General features: G+C 65.3%; 17 protein-coding genes. 1 reads left to right on the top strand and 16 read right to left on the bottom strand.

Going from position 1 to position 19,554, the window contains the following annotated elements:
- Nucleotides 1-243: 243 nt before the first annotated feature.
- From WMC41_RS02580 to WMC41_RS02525, 12 genes are all read right to left on the bottom strand, one after another.
- Complete coding sequence (locus WMC41_RS02580) at nt 244-2,064, bottom strand: ABC transporter ATP-binding protein (RefSeq protein ID WP_432346934.1); 1,821 nt, start codon at nt 2,062-2,064, stop codon at nt 244-246.
- A 72-nt stretch (nt 2,065-2,136) separates the two neighbouring features.
- Entirely contained in the window at nt 2,137-2,430 is a 294-nt protein-coding gene (locus tag WMC41_RS02575) for a muconolactone Delta-isomerase (RefSeq protein WP_244768050.1), read from the bottom strand.
- Between the two features lie 11 nt (nt 2,431-2,441).
- Nucleotides 2,442-4,052, bottom strand: a complete 1,611-nt coding sequence (locus WMC41_RS02570; protein WP_272804507.1) for a phytoene desaturase family protein — start codon at nt 4,050-4,052, stop codon at nt 2,442-2,444.
- Between the two features lie 60 nt (nt 4,053-4,112).
- Nucleotides 4,113-5,087 (bottom strand): ABC transporter substrate-binding protein, encoded by a 975-nt coding sequence (locus WMC41_RS02565; protein WP_244768052.1) that lies wholly within the window; start codon nt 5,085-5,087, stop codon nt 4,113-4,115.
- Nucleotides 5,088-5,109: 22 nt separating this feature from the next.
- Nucleotides 5,110-5,889, bottom strand: a complete 780-nt coding sequence (locus tag WMC41_RS02560; RefSeq protein ID WP_432346933.1) for an ABC transporter ATP-binding protein — start codon at nt 5,887-5,889, stop codon at nt 5,110-5,112.
- Between the two features lie 10 nt (nt 5,890-5,899).
- On the bottom strand, nt 5,900-6,664 hold the full coding sequence (locus WMC41_RS02555) for an ABC transporter permease (RefSeq protein WP_288083148.1): 765 nt from the start codon (nt 6,662-6,664) through the stop codon (nt 5,900-5,902).
- Between the two features lie 119 nt (nt 6,665-6,783).
- Nucleotides 6,784-7,809, bottom strand: coding sequence for a dipeptidase (locus WMC41_RS02550; protein ID WP_432346932.1), 1,026 nt, complete (start codon nt 7,807-7,809; stop codon nt 6,784-6,786).
- A gap of 23 nt (nt 7,810-7,832) precedes the next feature.
- Nucleotides 7,833-9,353: an aldehyde dehydrogenase family protein gene (locus WMC41_RS02545; RefSeq protein WP_432346931.1), complete on the bottom strand. Its 1,521-nt coding sequence runs from the start codon at nt 9,351-9,353 to the stop codon at nt 7,833-7,835.
- An 11-nt stretch (nt 9,354-9,364) separates the two neighbouring features.
- Complete coding sequence (locus tag WMC41_RS02540; RefSeq protein WP_272804502.1) at nt 9,365-10,312, bottom strand: ABC transporter permease; 948 nt, start codon at nt 10,310-10,312, stop codon at nt 9,365-9,367.
- A 4-nt stretch (nt 10,313-10,316) separates the two neighbouring features.
- Nucleotides 10,317-11,201: an ABC transporter permease gene (locus tag WMC41_RS02535; protein ID WP_244768058.1), complete on the bottom strand. Its 885-nt coding sequence runs from the start codon at nt 11,199-11,201 to the stop codon at nt 10,317-10,319.
- Between the two features lie 26 nt (nt 11,202-11,227).
- Nucleotides 11,228-11,950, bottom strand: a complete 723-nt coding sequence (locus tag WMC41_RS02530) for a maleate cis-trans isomerase family protein (RefSeq protein ID WP_432346930.1) — start codon at nt 11,948-11,950, stop codon at nt 11,228-11,230.
- A 41-nt stretch (nt 11,951-11,991) separates the two neighbouring features.
- On the bottom strand, nt 11,992-13,572 hold the full coding sequence (locus WMC41_RS02525) for an ABC transporter substrate-binding protein (protein ID WP_432346929.1): 1,581 nt from the start codon (nt 13,570-13,572) through the stop codon (nt 11,992-11,994).
- A 162-nt stretch (nt 13,573-13,734) separates the two neighbouring features.
- On the opposite strand from WMC41_RS02525, the gene WMC41_RS02520 reads away from it, so the two are divergent.
- A complete protein-coding gene (locus tag WMC41_RS02520) occupies nt 13,735-14,730 on the top strand; it encodes a LysR family transcriptional regulator (protein ID WP_288083152.1) in 996 nt (331 codons plus the stop codon).
- A 6-nt stretch (nt 14,731-14,736) separates the two neighbouring features.
- Here the strand turns inward: WMC41_RS02520 and WMC41_RS02515 are convergent, their stop codons facing one another.
- From WMC41_RS02515 to WMC41_RS02500, 4 genes are read right to left on the bottom strand one after another with little or no spacing between them, the layout of a single operon-like run.
- Complete coding sequence (locus tag WMC41_RS02515) at nt 14,737-15,861, bottom strand: NAD(P)/FAD-dependent oxidoreductase (protein WP_432346928.1); 1,125 nt, start codon at nt 15,859-15,861, stop codon at nt 14,737-14,739.
- 45 nt (nt 15,862-15,906) lie between these two features.
- Nucleotides 15,907-16,914, bottom strand: a complete 1,008-nt coding sequence (locus WMC41_RS02510; protein WP_432346927.1) for a Gfo/Idh/MocA family protein — start codon at nt 16,912-16,914, stop codon at nt 15,907-15,909.
- Between the two features lie 13 nt (nt 16,915-16,927).
- A complete protein-coding gene (locus WMC41_RS02505; protein WP_432346926.1) occupies nt 16,928-18,436 on the bottom strand; it encodes an amino acid ABC transporter permease/ATP-binding protein in 1,509 nt (502 codons plus the stop codon).
- A 56-nt stretch (nt 18,437-18,492) separates the two neighbouring features.
- Nucleotides 18,493-19,329 carry an ABC transporter substrate-binding protein gene (locus tag WMC41_RS02500; RefSeq protein ID WP_432346925.1) on the bottom strand — a complete coding sequence of 279 codons (837 nt, stop codon included), beginning with the start codon at nt 19,327-19,329 and terminating at the stop codon, nt 18,493-18,495.
- Between the last annotated feature and the right edge of the window lie 225 nt (nt 19,330-19,554).

Below are 19,554 nucleotides of genomic sequence, written 5' to 3'. Positions count from 1 at the left end.
GGCTGGCCTCGCGGCCGGCATCGATGCACAAGTTGCAAACACAGCTTGGATGCAGCGGTCGCCAGCAAAGTGGGCATTCGCCTGGCTGCGTTCCCTCAGACCCCGCCCGGGCAAGGCGGTCTCCATGGTCAGCTCCATGAGGCCGATGGCCGGCCAGCACGATATCTTGTCTGCCGCCCCGGTTCATCCAGCAGCATCCATCAGCAACTTGAGATCGCGGTTACGTGCATTCCCGTCTCCAGACTAAACCTGAACGAAATGCCGCTCCGAGACCTCATGGTAGCTGCGCCTGGGCGGGGTATAGCCAAGAGGGCGGACAGGGCTTCTCGTCTCGTCGCCGGAAAGGCATCGCCGGAGGGTGCGCCGGGCGGGATCGGGTATCGGGACGGCGTCCATCAGCTTCTTCGTATAGGGATGCTGCGGGTTTTCGAACACCTCCCGTCGCGGGCCGATCTCGACGATCTCGCCGAGATACATCACCGCCACCCGGTGGCTGACCCGCTCCACGACGGCCATGTCATGGCTGATGAACAGATAGGCGAGGTTGAAGCTCTGCTGGAGGTCGAGGAGGAGGTTGCACACCTGCGCCTTGACCGACACGTCGAGCGCCGAGACCGCCTCGTCGGCGATGATCACCTTCGGATCGAGTATCAGCGACCGCGCGATCGCGATGCGCTGCCGCTGGCCGCCGGAGAATTCGTGCGGGAAGCGCCGCATCATCTCCGGGCCGAGCCCGACCCGCCGCAGGAGGTCGGTCGCCTTGTCCCGCGCCTGCTGCTTGGTGCCGAGGCCATGCTCAATGAACGGCTCCATCACCGCCGCCCCCACCGTCATGCGTGGATCAAGGCTGGCGAACGGATCTTGGAACACCATTTGGATATTGCGCCGCATCTTGTGCAGCGACCTGCCGTCGAGGCCCATCACATCATGCCCGCTGAACGAGACCGCCCCGCCCGTCGGCTCGACCAGCCGTATGATCGAGCGCCCCGTCGTCGACTTGCCGCAGCCGGATTCACCCACAAGCGACAGCGTCTCACCGGCTTTCAGGTCGAAGGACACGTTCTCGACCGCATGCACCGCACCGCTCTTGCGACCGAAGAGGCCCGAGCGGATGTCGAAGCGCGTCGTCAGGTTCTTCACCTCCAGAACGGGTCGTTCACCGGCAACGGGCACAGGTCCCTCGCTTTCCGCCTGGCGCGTTTCGCCGGTCACGATGTCGATCACCGGAAAGCGCATGGGCCGGGGCCGTCCCGCCATCGAGCCGAGACGCGGAATCGCCGAGAGCAGCGCCCGCGTATAGGGATGCCTTCCGCGGCTAAAGATATCCCCGGTCGCGCCCGTTTCCACCGCATCGCCACGGAACATCACGATCGTCCGGTCGGCGACTTCGGCCACCACGCCCATGTCGTGCGTGATGAAGAGCACCGCCATGCCCTCCTCTTCCTGCAGCGTCTTGATGAGGTCGAGGATTTGGCCCTGGATCGTCACGTCGAGCGCCGTCGTCGGCTCGTCCGCAATCAGGAGCTTTGGTTTCGAGGCGAGCGCCATGGCGATCATCACGCGCTGGCGCATGCCGCCGGAGAACTGGTGCGGATAGTCGTCAAACCGGCCCTTGGCGTTCGGAATGCGGACCTTTTCCAGAAGCCGCGTCACCTCTGCCCGCGCCTCGCCCCGGGAGAGGGCGCGATGGCAGGTGATCGCTTCGGCGATCTGCTTGCCGATCGGGAAGATCGGGTTGAGCGAGGTCATCGGCTCCTGGAAGATCATCGAGATGTCGTTGCCGCGGACCTTGCGCATCTCCTCCTCGCCGAGCGTCAGCAGGTCGCGCCCGCCGAGCGAAGCCTTGCCTTCGATCCGGCTCGAATGTTTCGGAAGCAGCCGCATGATCGACAGGGACGTCACGCTCTTGCCGGATCCGGACTCGCCGACGATCGCCACTGTCTCACGCGGGGCAATCGAGAAGGAGAGGTTGCGGACGACGGGCTTCCACTGGTCGCCCGACCGGAACGCAGTCGTGAGATCGCTGACGGACAGAACCGGCGGCTGGGCGGAAGGTATGTCCATCCTGTTTTCCCTTCTGGAGCGGCCGAAGCCAAATCGCTTCGGCGGTCGGACAATGCGGCAAACCGAACTGCGCTAGGCGGCGGTATGGATCGGATCGACCGGATGCTTGGCCAGCGGAAGCACGTCGATATCGTACATCCAGGGGTTGGCCGGCAGGCTGGTAATGATCTCGTGCAGCTGCGTTGCATCCGCTGCGCGCCACAGACCCCAGTTCTCGAAGCGGCAGGGCACACGCCACATGCGCACCAGGTGCCCCTCCTTGATCAGCTCGGCGGCGTGGGCGCGCTCGTCGCGGATCACCTTCGCCTTCAATTCCGGATCCATGTCGTCAGACCAGCGCAGCTTGATGTTGACCAGAAATTCCATTGCATGTTCCCTCATGATGTGACGTCCAGATCCTTGATGATGGTGTTTGCGGCGTTGTAGCCGGGGATGCCGGTGACATAGCCACCCGGCCAGGTGCCGCCGCCCGAGAGGTAAAGCCCGGAAAGCGGCGTGCGATAATCGTGCGCCTTGCGGTGCGGGCGCGCACCGAAAAGTGCATTCGGCAGCATGTCGCCATGCGTGATGTTCGACTGGACGAGACCCAGCTCGTCCTCGATTTCGACGGGATTGAAGTAGCGAAGCCCGATGAGGCGCCGGCGCAGGTCCGGCATGTAGTTGGCAAGCGCGTCTATGCAGATGTCGGCGAAACGCTCGCCCGCCTCCGGCCAGCTGCCTTCCGCAAGCGCATAGGGTGCATGCCAGGCGTTGACGCTGAGGAGATGGCAGCCCGCCGGCGCCATGTCCGGCGAGGTCACCGATGGAATGAGGCCCCACATGATCGGACGCTCCGCCAGCCTGCCGGCCAATCCGTCCGCAATCGCCCGCTCGATATAGTCGAGCGAGGGCGCGATGCGGAACTGCACCTGCGCCGCCTGCGCCGGGTCGACATCCGCCGGCAGGCCGGCATAGCGGGGCACCCCGTCGAGCGCCAGCACCAGCTTGAAAGCGGAGCCCCGCATCGGCACGGCGGCGATCTCGCGCCTGACGTCGGCGCCCACGGCCTCGTCGTCGAGCATCTTGCCGAAGAGGGGCCTGGGGTTGATCGCCGACAGCACGACCGGTGCCAGGAATTCATCGCCCTTGACAGTGACGACACCCCGGGCCCTACCCGCGGCATGCAGGATCCGCTCGATCGGTGCATCCTTGAGGATGGTCGCGCCATGCGCAAGGCAACAGGCTTCGAGCGCGTCGATGATGGCGCCCATGCCGCCGACCGGAAGGCCGGTGGAGCCGCGAAGCGCTGCACGCCGTGGATCGTCGTCGTCCAGCGCCGCATAGGAGGCGAGCGAGATCGGCCGCATCATCAGGCCCACGGCCGAGCCGGGCGCAGACGGCGGGGTCAGCGTCGCGTTGAGCGCCAGCATGCCGAGCAACGCCTTGGTTTCCTCCGATTTCAGCCGCTCGTCGAGCAGCTGGCGCAGGCTGCCGCACATCACGCGGTCGAAAAGGCCGGCGAGATGGCCTGGCACGTCGCGGGCGGCATGGACCAGATCGGGAGAGGGCGCGAACATCGACGCACCCAGATGCCGTCCGAGTTCCTCCAGATCTGACAGGAGGCCGAAATAGCGCTCCGCCTCGCCCGGCGCATAGGCGTCGAACTGCGCCGCCAGCCGGCCCCTGTCGCGCCAGCCGATGAAGGCGCCGCGCGGAAACGGGTGGACGACGGTCGGGTCGGTGCGAATGAACTTCAGGCCGAAATGCTCCAGCTGCAGCTCGGCGATGAAGCGCGGCTCGAAACTGCCGGGCGAATTGGTGAAGGCGCAGCGGTAGCCCGGCAGGAACTCGAAGGTTCCGCAGGGGCCTCCGAGCGTCGGCCGCGCCTCGATCAGCAGCGGCCGCAGCCCGGCCTTGGCGAGATAGGCGGTCGCAACGAGACCGTTGTGCCCTCCCCCCACGACGATGGCGTCGTATGTGCCAGTCGATATATCGGCAATGTTCGACATGCGATTTCCATTTTGCTTGCGAAAGTGGGGGCGGCCGAACCGCCCGCGTTCATGGCGGGGCTACTGCGGCAGCTGGTCGTTGGAGAAGTAGGCGGTCGCCTCCTTCTTGCCGAGCATCGAGCCGAATTCGGCGAGCGTCTCGTTCATCGCCTCCCAGTCCGCCTCGGCCATCCAGCCGAGCGGCTTGCCCTCGCTGTGCCTGGTGTGGAGCGAGGCCTCGTAAGCCTCGAGCACGCTGCGGTGGAACTCGGCCGGCTGGGTGTTGCCGGAAACCTTGAGGAAGATCCCGACCGCTTCGTCCTTGTGGGCGAACGTGTACTCCATGCCCTTCCGCGTCGCGGCGAGGAAGCGCTTCACGATGTCGGGATTCTGCGCCAGGTAATCGTTGTTGACGACGATGCCGAAGCCGAGATTGGTTACACCCCAATCGGCATATTTCAGGACCGAGACCTCCTTGCCCTGCGCCTTGAGCTGCGGGGCGTAGAAATAATCGTCGCCGCTGATGCAATCGAGCTGGCCGGAGGCGATGCCGGCGAACTTCGCGTCGCCGGGCATGTTGACGAGCGAGATGTCGGTCAGTTCGAGGCCGTTGGCCTTGAGGAAGGCGGGCAGGATCTGGCCGTCGGAACCGGTCGGCGTGGAGCCGATGCGCTTGCCCTTGACATCGGCCGGCGTCTTGATGGACGGGTCGGTGCAGATCAGCGAGATCGGGCCCTGCTGCCACCAGCCGGCGACGGCGGTGATCGGCACACCCGCGGAGACCGACTGGGCGACGGTGGAAAGGTTGGCATGGCCGATCGGATCGGCATTTTCCCCGACCACCATGGTCGTGGTCTTCGATCCCTGCCCCTGCGCGATCTCCACGTCGAGATCGACCTCGTCGTAGAAGCCCTTCTCCTTGGCGAGGATCATCGGCGTCTGCCCGGCCCACCAGCTCCAGTCGAGGCGCAGGCGGATGCTGTCGGCAGCAAGGGCCGTCGTGCTCATCAGGGCAAGGGCGAGGAGCGTGCCGCCCGTCTGCTTGAAATGTCTCATGTCCGGTTCCTTTCCAAGGATGTCAGGCTGCGTCTTCGGCGTCGTCACGGATGACGCCCATGCGTTCGAATTGAATGAGGATCTGGTCGACGATCGCGTTGAATTCCGGCGTGCCGCGCATGGAGAGCCGGCGACGGCGCGGCAAGGCTACGTCGAGCACTGCTTCGACGCGCCCGGGGCGCGGCGCCATCACCACGATGCGGTCGGACAGGAACACGGCCTCCTGGATGGAGTGCGTGACGAAGACGACGGTCGGCCGCGAGCGCAGCCAGAGCGACTGGAGGTCGACCATCATCTGGTCGCGGGTGAGCGCATCCAGTGCGCCGAACGGCTCGTCCATCAGCAGCAGCGACGGATCGTGCACGAGGGCGCGGCAGACGCTGACGCGCTGGCTCATGCCGCCCGAAAGCTGGTGCGGATAGGCATTCTCGAAGCCGGCCAGACCGGCTGCGGCCAGGAGGTCCTTCGCCTTCGCGCGGTATTCGGCATCCGGCAGCCCGCGCGCTTCCGCCTGCAGGAGGATATTGTCGATGACGCTGCGCCATTCCAGGAGGACCGGCGACTGGAAGACGAAACCGAGGTCCGTTTCCGCCTTGCTGACCGGCCGGCCGCCGATGCAAAGCGTGCCCGAAGTCGGGAAATCGAGACCGGCGATGATGCGCAGCAGCGTGCTCTTGCCGCATCCGCTGGGCCCGACGATGGAGAGGAACTCGCCCGGCTGGATGTCGATGGAGGTCGGCACGAGCGCCTCCAGACCGGCGTAAGACCGCGAGACCTTGTCGATGGTGATGGACTTGCCCATGGCGCGCTCCTCAATGTCCGTCGCTGCGCTGCGAGCGATGCCACGGCATCACGCGCGCCTCGACGAATTGCACGATGGCGAAGCTGACGACCCCGATCAGGACCAGAAGGATGAGGGCGGCGAACATCAGCGCCGTCTGCAACTGTCCGCTGGAGAGCAGGATCAGATAGCCGAGGCCGCGATCCGAGCCGACGAACTCGCCGACCACGGCCCCGACCACGGCGAGCGTCACGCAGACCTTCAGGCCGCCGAAGAGGCTCGGCAGCGCATGGGGCAGATAGATCTTGCGGAACATCTGCGCCTGCGAAAGCCCCATCGTCCTGCCGAGGAAGATCATGTCCTGCGGCACGCTCTTCAGCCCCACCACGCCGCTGATGACGACCGGGAAGAAGGCCATCAGCACGCCGACGACGATGTTGGTGTGCAGGCCGAAGCCGAGCCAGACAAGGATGAGGGGCGCCAGTGCGACCTTCGGCACGGCCTGGCTGGTGACGAGCAGCGGATAGACCGCATCCTCGAACCAGCGGAACCGCGCGATCAACACCGCCAGCGGCAGCGCGATGACGATGCTGAGCAGGAAGGCGATCAGAGTCTCGAACGCTGTGATGCCCGAATGATAGATCAGCACGGGGAACTGCGAGATCAGCGTGGAGGCCACGGAACCGGGCGACGGCAGGAGATAGGGCGCCGGCTTTGCGACCGAAACGACGACCTGCCACAGCACGATGATCACGATCAGCGACAGGAGCGGGTAGACCACGCGGGATATCCTCATGGGAAACCCCGTGCCTCCGCTCGCCTGCATTGTCATATCCGTCTGGCTCATCGTGCTCTCCGGGTCGATCCTGATGGGTGATGGCGGGACGACAGGTGCCTCCCGCCATCACCGCCTTTTCAAGCGGCGTTTGCCGTTCTCGCCGAGGCGGCTGGAACGAAGCCTTCGCGGAAGAGCTTCAGCCAGTTTCCGCCGGCGATCCTGGCGATCTCCTCGCCGGAAAAGCCGCGCTTTTCGAGACCTTCCAGGATGTTCGGGAAGTCGACGGGGGACTGGAACCAGGACGGCCACTTGGAAAAGCCCTTGATCGGGATGGCGCTCTCGCGCGCCCAGCGGCCGGCGCGCCACCACTTGATCTGGCTTTCCGGCCAGCCGTCATAGAAGTCCGTGCCGAGGCCGACATGATCGGTGCCGACGAGATCGACCGTCCAGGAGACCATGTCCAGGAAGGTGTCGAGCGTGCAGTCCGACCCGTTCTTCATGATCTTCGGATAGTTGCTGAGGCCGATCACGCCGCCGGTCTCGGCGAGGCGCTTGATCAGCGCCGTCGACTTGTTGCGCCGGTTCAGTTCGATGTCCGTGCCGACGAATTCCTGCGGATTGGCGTGGGTGACGGCGATCGGGCGTGAAGAATATTCGATCGCGTCGAAGCAGGTGCGCTCCGTGCAATGCGAGACGTCCACCACCATGCCGACGCGGTTCATCTCCGCGATGACGTTGCGGCCGAAGAATTTCGAAACGCCGGCCTCGTCGGGCTCCCAGCACCCCGAGGCGACGCGGTTCTGGACGTTGTAGGTGAGCTGCGCGATGCGCACGCCGAGCTGGTGGAAGATCTCGATCAGCTCGATGTCGTCTTCGAAGGGCGAGGTATCCTGGAAACCGTAGACAACGGCGGTGCGCCCGGAGGCGGCGATGCGCTCGATGTCCTCGCCCGTCGTCGCAAGCGCGATCAGGTCGGCGTTCTGCTCGAGAAGGCGGTTCCATTCGCCGATCACGGTCAGCGTTTCGCGCGCATTCTCCCAGATCGACAGCGTGACATGCACGCAGCCGACGCCGCCGCGCTTCCACTCCTCGAAGCGGGCGCGCTCAGGCTTGTTGTATTGCAGGGCGTCGATCAACAGGGGCTTTCTTGCCGATAGTGTCATCGGATTTCCTTTCCGTTCGAATGTCAGTTTGCGAAGGGGTCGGCCGCCGGGCCGTATTCGACGACGATCGCCTTGACCTGAGAGAACTCGTCCATGGCCTCGACGCCGTTCTCGCGGCCGATGCCGGATTGCTTGTAGCCGCCGAAGGGGACACGCAGGTTGATCGCCCGATAGGTGTTCACCCAGACGGTCCCGGCCTGCAATTGCCGCGAGACGCGGCGCACGCGGCCGACGTCGCGGGTCCAGAAGCCGGCGGCAAGGCCGTATTCCACGCCGTTCGCCATGGAAATCGCCTCCTCTTCCGTCTCGAAGCGCTGCACGGTGACGACAGGTCCGAAGATCTCCTCACGGCAGATCCGCATGTCGCTCGAAACATCGAGAACGATCGTCGGCGCGATCCAGTAGCCATCGATGAATTCCGGCCCGAGATCGGGCTTTAGGCCACCGGAGGCAAGGCGCGCACCCGCCGCCACCGCCTCGTTCACGAAGCCGTTGATGCGCTCGTATTGCCGCCTGTTCGCGACCGGGCCGATATGTGCCTTCGGCGAGGCGGGATGGCCAAGGCGAATGCGGCTCACGGAGGCGATGTAGCGTTCGACGAAGCTGTCGTAGATTTCGGCCTGCACGAGGATGCGCGAACCGGCGACGCAGGTCTGGCCGCTGCCGGAAAAGGCCCCTTGCGTCGCGGCAATCACGGCGCTGTCGACATCGCCATCGGCAAAGACGATATGGGCCGACTTGCCGCCCGCCTCGCAGACGAAACGCTTCATGCCGGCGGCGACCTTCGCGCCCAGGACCTTGGCCGTTGCCGTGCTGCCGGTGAAACTCACCATCTGCACGCCGGGATGGGTCGCGAGCGCCTCGCTGGCCACCGCATCGCCGATCACCACATTGACGATGCCGGCCGGAAAGCCCGCTTCCATCGCCAGTTCCGCAAGCGCGATGCTGGAGCCCGGCGCTTCTGCCGGCGGCTTCAGGATGACCGCGTTGCCCATGGCGAGCGCCGGCGCCAACTTCCAGGAGCCGAGCGAGAGCGCGCCGTTGAACGGCGTGATGGCGACGACGACACCGAGCGGCTCGCGAACGATGCGGGCATCCGCGGTGCGCGAAACGGTGCGGAAGACATCGTCATGGGTGTCGAGGGCGCTCGCATAATAGTCGTACCAGGCGGCGGTCGCCTTCATTTCCGCGGCGGTGGCGGCATGGCTCTTGCCGTTGGCGAGGCTTTCCAGCGCGCCGAGGCGATCGGCATTGGCGGCGATCAGGGCGCCCAGCCGGCGCAGGAGCGATGCGCGCTCATATCCCGTCATCGACGCCCAGGGCGCCGAGGCGAAGGCTTTGGCGGCGCTGGCGACGGCGAGTTCCACGGCTTCGTCGGAAACGAAGGCACTTGCCCAGACCGCACCGGTCGAGGGGTCATGAAGCGGGATCTTCCGGCCGGCCGGCGCGATCGCGGCGCCGCTGACATAGGAGGTGAAAACGTCCTGTTGGGCGGATGTGGGCATTGTCGGGGTCGGGTCCGTTTGCAGCGCGAGGAGAGACATGGCCGGCTCCTTCACAGTTTGATTTTCGGGTTGAAGTACGAGTAGAGGACATCGACGGCGAAGTTGATCAGCACGAAGGCCAGAGCGAGGATCAGGATGCCGCCCTGGATCAGCGGAATGTCGCGGGTCGAAATCGCCTGGTACATGGCAAGGCCGATGCCGGGCCAGGAGAAGATCGTCTCGGTCAGCACGGCGCCGCTGAGCAGGAAGCCCATCTGCATGCCGATCACCGTGATGATCTGCGGCATGGCGTTCGGCAGCGCATGGCGCAGCACCACGCGGGACTCCCGCATGCCCTTCGCCCTCGCCGTGCGGACATAATCGCTGTTGATGACCTCCAGCAGCGAGGAGCGGGTCATGCGGGCGATCGTGGCCAGCGACCAGGCGGCAAGGGTGATCGACGGCAGGATCATGTGGGCTATGAGGCTGAGCATGCCATCGCCGCCGCCGACGCTCTGCATGCCGGCGACCGGCAGGAGGCGCAGATGGAGGCCGAAGATCATGATGAGCACGAGACCGAGCCAGAACGACGGCATGGAGTTGAAGAACAGGACGACGACCGAAAGCGACTGGTCGCGCAGCGAACCCGGTTTCAGCGCAGCCCAGGTGCCCGCCGCAACGCCGACGATGGCGGCGAGGATGATGGCGGCGACGGCGAGAAGAGCCGTGTTGCCGAGGCGATCGAGGATGACGGTCGCGACAGGCTGCGCGAAGGTGAAGGACTGCCCGAGATCGCCCTGCAGCAGGTTGCCGACATAGATCAGATACTGGACATAGGCCGGTTCATGCAGCCCCATGCTGAGCCGCAGAGCTTCCTTTGCCTCTTCGGAGGCCGTGGCGCCGAGCAGCATGTCGGCCGGATCGCCGGGAATGATCTTGGCGAGCAGGAAGGTCGCGATCGTGACCCCGATGATCACGGGAACGATCTGGAACGCGCGTCTGAGGGCGAACACGAGCATCGTTTCAGTCCCGCTGCTTGTTGAAACGTGGATCGAGGTAGTCGCGGGCACCATCACCAATCAGGTTGAAGGCGACGGCGAGGACGACGATGGCAAGGCCCGGAATGGTCGCGACATGGGCGGCGGTCGCCAGCGCCGTGCGGCCGCTCGACAGCATCTGGCCCCATTCGGGAGCGGGCGGCTGCGGGCCGAGGCCGAGAAAGCTGAGGCTCGACGACAGGATGACGTTCCGCCCGGTCTGCAGCGTGCCGTAGACGATGGCCGGCCCGAGGATGTTCGGCAGGATGTGCCGGAGCGCGATGCGCCGGGCACGGAAGCCGAGGGCATGGGACGCCTCGATGAACACCTCTTCCTTGACCTGCAGCACCGCGCCGCGAACGATGCGGCCGAAGGCGGGCACGGTGACGACGACCATCGCGATGATCATCGACGACAGGCCCGGCCCGAGCGCCGCGCTGATGCCGAGCGCTAGCAGGATGCCCGGAAAGGCGAACATGATGTCGAAGAACCGCATGATCACGGTATCGACGAACCCGCCGATGTAACCGGCGATCATCCCGAGCAGGCCGCCGATGCCGAGTGCAATGACCGTCGGGACGATCGCCACCAGCAGCGCATAGCGCGTGCCGTGGATGAGGCGGCTCAGGATATCGCGCCCGAGTTCGTCCGTGCCGAGGAGGTTCCATCCGGAGAACACACCCTTGTAGCGGGCGAGCGGATTGGCTCTCAACGGGTCGAACGGCGATATCCAGTCTGCAAAGACGGCGGCGAAGACGATGACGGCCAGGATGCCAAGTCCAATGGCCAGCGCGGGATTGTCCAGGATGCCGCCAAGGGCTCTTCGCCATCTGCGTGCTGGCCTGACTGTCTGTTCGATCACGGTCGTCATCGTTCTCTTCCGTCGCGGTTCTGCGATCAGGCGGCGTACCAGAGCTTGCCGAGGTTCGGGATCTGGTCCTTCAGGCCGACGGCGCGCAGCGCCCGCCAGAGCGTCGCCTGGTTGCTCGACACGACGGCCGCACCCGTATCCATTTCGAGATAGGGGAGGATCGGGAAGGTGCGGTAGGTGCCGCAGGAAATCAGGATCGCGTCGCACGTGCCGGCGGCCTTGAAAGCCTGCTTGCCCAGCTTGTAGGCGCTGTCGGCGTCATGCACGCTGGCATCGAAGGGATCGGTGATCTGGAGGCCCAGCATGGAGGCGATCTTGAAGCCCTTGGCCTCCATGAAGGCGCCCATCTTCTCGTTGACCTCGTCGGAATAGATCGTCGCGACGGCGATCGAGGTCGCACCCAGCGCCTTCAGCGCATCCATCTGCGCCGCCATCATCGTGATGGCCGGAATGCCGGTTTCGGCCTCGATCTGGGCGCAGACCTCCTCGTCGTGGCCGACGCCGCGCAGGAACGTGCCCGGCGCGCCGCACTGGACGATGAGATCCACCTTGGCGGTCGCCAGCTGGCGCGAGGCCTCCAGCACCTGCGACATCATCACCTTGAGGCCGTCCTCGTCGACCCGCGGCACGATGGTCCGGGCATCGGCGAAGGCGACGCCGACGGGCGCCACCGACCGCCATTCCTCGGCCCCCTCGATCGCCGTCGCCGGCCTCATCTGCCCGATACGCGCGCGCCAACCTAACATCATCTGTGTATTCTCCTCTTTCAAATCCTAATTAAAACAGCAGGTTACTTTACCTGGATGCGGGGGTAGTCGATGAAGACGGACCTTGCCGGCAGGACGCCGCCGACACGGGCGCTCAGCACGCGCGGCAGGCGATCCTGGTAGAGGAAGATCCACGGGCTATCGTCGGCAATGCGTTCGGCCGCCTGCCGATAGAGGTCGAGGCGCCTGGCCTCGTCGCTTTCGCCGCGCGCCTCGGTGAAGAGCCGGTCGGCCTCGGCATTGGTGAACCAGCCGCGATTGACGCCGCGTGGCGGCTGCTGGTCGCCGGCGAACATGCGCTCCAGCCAGTAGGCGCTGTCGGCACCGGTCGTCCAGCCGTTGAACGAGCCCTGGACGTCATCCTTGTAACCGGGACCCTCGGTCGAGACGAGCGTCGCGAATTCCAGGAACTGCGGCTCCAGCGTGATGCCGACCTCGCCGAGATCCTGCTGCAGGAGAGCGATGACTTCGGAGGCCTGCCCGAAACCGGGGCCGCTGTTCGGCGCCATCAGCTTGATGGTGACGCCGGTCGAGAAACCGGCCTCGGCCAGCAGCGCCTTCGCCTTCGCCGGATCATAGGCATAGGTCGATCCGGTCGTACCCGGCAGCTCGTTGCCCGAGGGCACCGGGCCGCCGAGCGGCGTGACCTGCCCGTTGAGCAGGGCCGCCAGGTTGTCGCGGTTGACGGCGTAGTTCAGCGCCTGGCGAAACAGCTTGTTGTCCGTGTACTGCGCCTTGGTGTTGAGCCGCACGAAATACTGGTTCGCCGGCTCGGGATACTGGACCTGCAGGCTGGGATCGACGGACAGCTGGGCGATCTGCTGCGAGCTTGCGCTCGGGATGATGTCGACCTGGCCGGTCTGCATGGCGATCGCCATGGCGGTCGGGTCTGTCACGGGCCGGAAGATGAGGGTATCGACGGCGGCCGCGCCACCCCAATAGGTGTCGTTCCGCTTCAGGTCGAGCTGCTGCCCCTGCTGGAAGGCCTCCAGCCGGAAGGGGCCGGTTCCGACGGGGTTCAACCCCATCGCATCCCCCTTGTGGGCGGCCATCGCCGTCGGGCTGATGATGCCGGAGCGCCGGTCGCTGAGAAGGCGCAGCAGACCCGAAAACGGCTCCTTCACCTTGATCTCGAAGGTCTGCGCATCGATCGCCGCCGTACCGGCTATCCAGCGGGTCAGGAAGGTCATGTTGCCGGCGGCGCGCTCGTCATAGAGCGGCGAGGCCTTGTCCATGATCCTGGCAAAATTCGCCTGAACGGCTTCCGCGTTGAAATCCGTGCCGTCATGGAACTTGACGCCGGAGCGCAGCGTGAAGCGGTAGACGAGGCCGTCATCGCTCACCGTCCAGCTTTCGGCGAGGCCGCCCTTCAGCGTCGGCGCCGTGTCGGTCACGACCGAAAGATCCTCGCGGACGAGCGGGTCGTAGATCGCGTCGATCACCCGAAGACCCGGCGTACCGGTCATGCGGTGCGGATCCAGCGGCGGTATGGCGCCTTCCGAACCGATGACGACAGTCTGCGCCAGCGCGGAAACCGGCGCCACGAGGGCGGAACTGGCGACAAGGCAAGCGAGGGCCGTCGCCAGGCGGCGTTTCGTCAACATATTCAACATCCTGTTCCCCTTGTTGGTTGGGTTTCTTCCGCGCCGAGGATGAGTGGCTGCGACCCGTGACCATCATTAAAGGTGCCAGGGTTCAATAAATCAAATTGAAAAACTTTCCGGATTGATCACAATGATCTATAAATAAACGTCTGGAGATACTCGATGGCCGGCCCACAACCACAGGCTCTGCCCCCCCCGTCCTACACCGCGACCATCCGTCACCTGCGGGCGTTCCTCAGCGTCGCGAAACATCGTAGTTTCACGCGCGCGGCCACGGAGCTGCATCTGTCGCAGCCTTCGCTGACCATGACGATCCAGCAGCTCGAGGACATCGTCGGGGGAACGCTGTTCGACCGGACGACGCGCAACGTGATCCTGACGCAGGAGGGAACGGATCTCTTCCCGGTCGCCGAACGCGTCGTCGACGATTTCGACCTGGCGATCCGCAACATCCGGCTGACGGCCTCGAGCCGCAACAGCTGCATCCGCGTCGGCGTCGTCAGCTCGATCGCGACCAAGATCATGCCCCGCATCCTGGAAGGCTTCCTCGCCTCCCGGCCGGGCCTACGCGTCCAGCTGCGCGAGGGAAACTCGAACGACGTGCGCCGGCTCGTGCGGCGCAACGAGGTGGACATCGGCTTTGCCAGCATGGACGGTCCCGATGCCGAGCTCGTGTTCAAGCCGCTGTTCAGGGACCAGCTTGGCCTTTTCCTTCGCCACACGCATCCCCTGCACGCCGCCGCGAAGGATGGCGTGCTGCGCTGGGCCGACCTTGCCAACCACAATTTCGTCGGCCTGACGCTGGACACGGCGACCGGTCCGATCCTCTCGCAGATGGAGCACCTTCCCGAATCCATCCGCGTGCCGAAATACGAGGTGTCGACCTATCCGACGCTCTGGGCACTCATCGAAAACGGCCTCGGCATCACCACCGCGCCGGCGCTGGCGGCGGAGTTCCTTCCAGACGACCGCATCGCCTTCCTCGGGCTCACCGATCCGGTCGCGTGGCGCAGCGTTTATATTGTCAGCCGGCTCGGGCGCGCCTTCCCTCCGATGGTAACTGCCCTCGTGAAAACGGTCGAGGCGGAACTTGCCGCGATTTCCAACGGCCATTCGAGGATCACGACGTCCGGAATACCGGTTTCCGAAGAATGGTAACCGCACCTATGAAAAACGCTCCGGCCTGAAAGTCGCGAGCATCGGATGCTCGGCACCCGTCGCAACCTCATAGGCGAGCAGTTCACCGACGATGAGGCCGAGCGTTGCGCCGCTATGGCTGAAGGCAACATAATAGCCGGGAATGGCCTTGAGCGCGCCGATCACCGGCTCGCCATCGCCGGGGATCGGCTTGCCGCCAACGCCGATGGAGGCGACTTCGAGCTTTGGGTTGCCGTCCATCACCTTCGCGGCCTCGGCAAGCAGAGCGTCCACCACGGCTTCGTCAATGTCATACCCGCCGTCAGGACGAAGCCTGAGGCCTTCGTCCGCCGCCCAGTCGGCATCCAGCGAGAAGGTGCCGCCCGGCGCCGGGCGCACGGCGACGCGCGGCGTGTTGAGGACGGCACGCAGCGGATGGGCAAGCGGCTTCGTCTGCACGAGGAGGGCGGTCGGGGTATCGTCGCCAATCAGCTGGCCGCTTTCCGCCGCCATTCGCGGCACGGCGGGTCCTGTTGCGAGCACGACGGCATCGGCCTTGAAGCGGCCGCCTGTCGCCGTCTCCGCCCCGACGGCGCGGCCGCCTTCGACCGTCACCCGCGCAGCCCCCTGATCCGTCACCAGCGTGCCGCCGAGCAGCGAAAACTCATCGAGAAGCACGCCGATCAGCGCCGGCAGATCGACCCAGCCTTCGCCGGGATTGAAGATCGCACCCTGGGGCGTGATCGCGCGCGCATCAACGCCCGGTGCGACGCGGGCGACCTCGCCGGCGGAAAGCCGCTGCGCGTCATAGGCCAGCGATACTTCGTGGCGATAGGCCGCGTCGATCTCATTGCGCTCGTCGTCGGCATCCCAGGTCAGGCCACCGTCGAAACGAAGCCAGTCCGTATCGGGGCGTTGCGCGAAAAGGGTGCGGTAGCGGTCGATGCCAGCCATGCGCAGGCGGTGATAGGGCTCCGAGCGCATGCGCGCCGAGTTCAGCCAGGAGAGCGAGCGGCCGGAGGCGCCATTGGCCGGCGGACCATCGTTGAGGATCGTCACGCGGATGCCGCGGCGGGCGAGCTGGACGCCCGTGGAAACGCCGAAGATGCCGGCGCCGACGATGACTGCCGAGGAGATGGTGTTGTCTGTCATGGGGGTGTCTTTCAATCGGTTGGTCATGCAGATGGAGCGAGCGGTTCAGGGCGCTTCCCAGCGGCCGTGGGCGGCGGAGCGGAACAGTGCGTCGATGGCCCTCATGTTGGCGATCGCATCGTCCAGCCCCGTTTCGAGCGGCTTGCCGGAGAGAACGGCTTCGGCGAAAGCGTCGGCCTGCTCGCGGTACTGGTCGACCGGCCCGATGGCGATCTCCTCGCACCCGCCGCCGGCAAGGTCGCGCCCGTCGTCGAGGACGAGCACAGTCGGCTCGTCGGCTGGTGCATTAAAGGGGACGGGGATGTCCAGACGTCCGCGCGTTCCGAGCACCGTCACCTTCTGCGTGAGGGCAAGCTGCGTGGAGCAGGTGAAGGCGAGCTGCCGCCCGCCGGGAAACGCGAGCAGCCCGCTCGTCAGCCGGTCCGTGCCGAAGACCGGATCGCGCTCCATGAGCGCGATCGCCCGCAACGGTTCGGCATCGAACAGGAAACGGGCCGTGTTGATGGCGTAGCATCCGACATCGAACAGGCCGCCCCCGCCGATATCCGCCTGGTTGCGCACATTCTGCGGGTCGTCGAGATAGTAGGAGAAGATCGTCTGAATGGCCCTGACCTCGCCGAGTCGCCCCTCGGCAATCAGCGCGCGCGCCTTTTTCCATTGCGGGTGATGGCGCACCATGAATGCCTCGGCGACGGGCAGGCCGACGGCTTCCTGCACGGCTGCAAGCTTCATGGCCTGCGCAGCATCGAGTGCGATGGGCTTTTCGCACAGCACCGGCTTGCCCTGCTCCAGCGCCCTGATCGTCATGGGCACATGCAGGTGATTGGGCAGCGGATTGTAGATCGCGTCAATGTCCGGATCGGCCAGCATGGCCTCATAGTCGCCGTAGGCCTTGGCGATGCCGAAGCGCGCCGCCATCGCCGTCGCCCTGTCCGGATCGCGCGAGGCGATCGCCTCGACCCGCCCCAGGCGGCTCGACTGAATGGCGGGAATGACCGCCTTGGCGGCAATGCCCGCGCAGCCGAGGATGCCCCATCGTATCGTTCGTGTCATCGTGTCTCCTCGTTCAAAGGACTTCCGCGAGGAAGCGCCGCAGGCGTGGGCTCTCAGGGTTGTCGAAGATCGCCTCGGGCGTGCCTGTCTCCACCACGCGCCCCTCATCCATGAAGACGACCTGGTCGGCAACGCGGCGGGCAAAGCCCATCTCGTGCGTGACGACGACCATGGTCATGCCGCGCTTGCCGAGGTCGGCCATCAGGTTGAGCACGCCCTTGACCAGTTCCGGATCGAGTGCGCTCGTCACCTCGTCGAAGAGTATGACCTCCGGCTCCATGGCGAGCGCGCGGGCGATGGCGACGCGCTGCTGCTGGCCGCCGGAAAGCCCGCCGGGGCGATGATGCTGGCGGCCCGCAAGGCCGACATCGGCAAGCCGCGCCTTGGCGATCCGCTCCGCTTCCGCCTTCGGCAGGCCCTTGATCTTCGTCAGCGACAGCATGACGTTTTCCAGCGCCGTGTGATCCGGGAAGAGGTTGAAGTGCTGGAAGACCATGCCGACACGCCGGCGGAGCCGCTCGGGCTTCATGGCGAGGATGCTGTCGCCATCGAGAAGGATATCGCCGCTCTTCGGCTCGACCAGCCGGTTCAGGCAGCGCAGCAGGGTGGACTTGCCGGAGCCGGACGGGCCGATAACGCAGGTGACGCTACCCGGCTTGACCGAAAGGTCCACGCCCTTCAGCACGTCGAGCTCGCCATAGGCCATGCCGAGGTTGCGCACGTCGAGACTGCCGCCCTTGAAAGACGCTTCGGAAGCGCGGCCGGCGCCATCGAGTTCGCTGACCTCCTCAAGCCCGCTGGTGACGGCTGCCGGGCGCTGCTTGCCGAGCCGCAGGCGGTTGTCGATCGCGTTGACGACGTGGGTAAGCGGCACGGTCACGACGAGATAGAAGACGCCGGCAAGAAGGAGCGGCGAAAGATTGCCGGTCACCACCGCCTGGTCCTGGCCGACGCGAAAGATCTCGCGCTCGGAGGCGAGCAAGCCGAGGAAATAGACGAGACTCGAATCCTTCACGTTGCCGATGAACTGGTTGACAAGGGCCGGCAGCACGCGCCGCACGCCCTGCGGCACGACGATGAGCCGCATGCCTTGCCCATAGCTCATCGACAGCGCCCGGCAGGCCTCCATCTGGCCCCGGTCGACGCTCTGGATCCCCGAGCGAAAGATCTCGCCGATATAGGCACCGGCGATCAGGCTGAGCGCCAGGATGCCAAGCGGATAGGGCGACGGGCCGAACAGCTCGCGGCCGATGCGCGCAAAACCCTGACCGATCAACAGAATGGTGACGATGGCCGGCAGGCCGCGAAAAACATCCGTGTAGATTCGGGCGGGGATGCGCAGCCACGGCGAGCGGGAAATGCCCATGATGGCGAGCACCATGCCGATGATGATGCCGAGCACCGTCGAGGCCGCAGCAAGGATCAGCGTATTCTTGAGACCGACCGTGATCATGGTCGGCAGCACTTCGGCCATCGCGTTCCAGTCGAGGAAGCTGCGGCGCAGGTTTTCAAGCCAGTTCATCAACAAGGCCCTTCAGGGAAAGGCCACCCCGGCCGCAGCCGGGGCGGCAGCCGGCGTCACGTCTTGGGGAGGTATTCGGCCGGCATCGGCGTGCCGGGGAACCACTTCTCGTGGATCTTCTTCCAGGTTCCGTCCTGCATGGCGTCATGCAGCGCCTTGTTTAGCGCTTCGCGCAGCTTGTCGTTGCCCTTGCGCACGACGAAGCCGGCCGGTGCGTCGAAGCTCGGGATGTTGACCGCGATCGTCAGCTCGGGGTAGCGGCCCGAATAGTCCTTCGCCGCCTCGTAATCGAGAAAATGCGCGTCCACGGTGCCGTTGTTGAGCGCGGCGACGGCCGAGTTGTTGTCGGGGAACTTGACGAGATCGGCGCCTGCGAAATTCTTCTCGGCGTAGATCTCCTGCAGCGTGCCCTGCACGACGCCGAGACGCTTGCCCTGCAGGCTGGCGGCGTCCTTGATCGCGGCGTCCGGCGTCAGGATCGATAGATAGCCTGCGAGATATCCGTCGGTGAAATCGACCGTCTCCTTGCGCTTGTCCGTCGTGCCGATCGCGGCCGCCGCGACGTCGAAGCGGCTGTTGGCGACCGACGGCATCAGCGCGGCGAATTCCTGGCCGGTGAAGATCACCTGTTCCTTCTTGAAGCCGATACGCTCGGCGACGTTAAGGAAGAGCTCTATGTCGAAGCCGGTGAAGTTGCCGTCGGAGGTGGTGAAGGCATAGGGCTTGGCATCGCCCATCGTGCCGACGCTGATGACGGCAGGGTCGATCAGGCCAAGCGGATTGTCGTCGGCGGCAGCCGGCATCGCGGCGCCGGCCAGGACGCCGAGGGCCAGCGCGACGGCGGCCGCGCGCATTCGGGAAAGGGGGGAAGTGATGGCTTTGGAAAATCGCATTGGTCTCGTCTCCTCTGGTGGTGGTGTCTGCAATGACTTCAAGGCGCACGGGTCCCACCCGGGCAGCGGCGACCCGCTGTCCGGCCCATGCCATCTGCATGCCGGGATTCTGCTCTTCTCATTTTGAGACCGGTCTCATATTAAAAGAGACCGGTCTCTTTGACGTTTCGCAATTGTTATCTTCGCATTTGCCAGTCGTCAATATCTCTTGTAAGGCTAGCGCCC

The sequence above is a fragment of the Shinella yambaruensis genome, assembly GCF_050859155.1.
Lineage (GTDB): Bacteria > Pseudomonadota > Alphaproteobacteria > Rhizobiales > Rhizobiaceae > Shinella > Shinella yambaruensis.
Note: the sequence above shows the minus strand (reverse complement) of the source record. Positions and strands in the feature narration are given on the sequence as shown.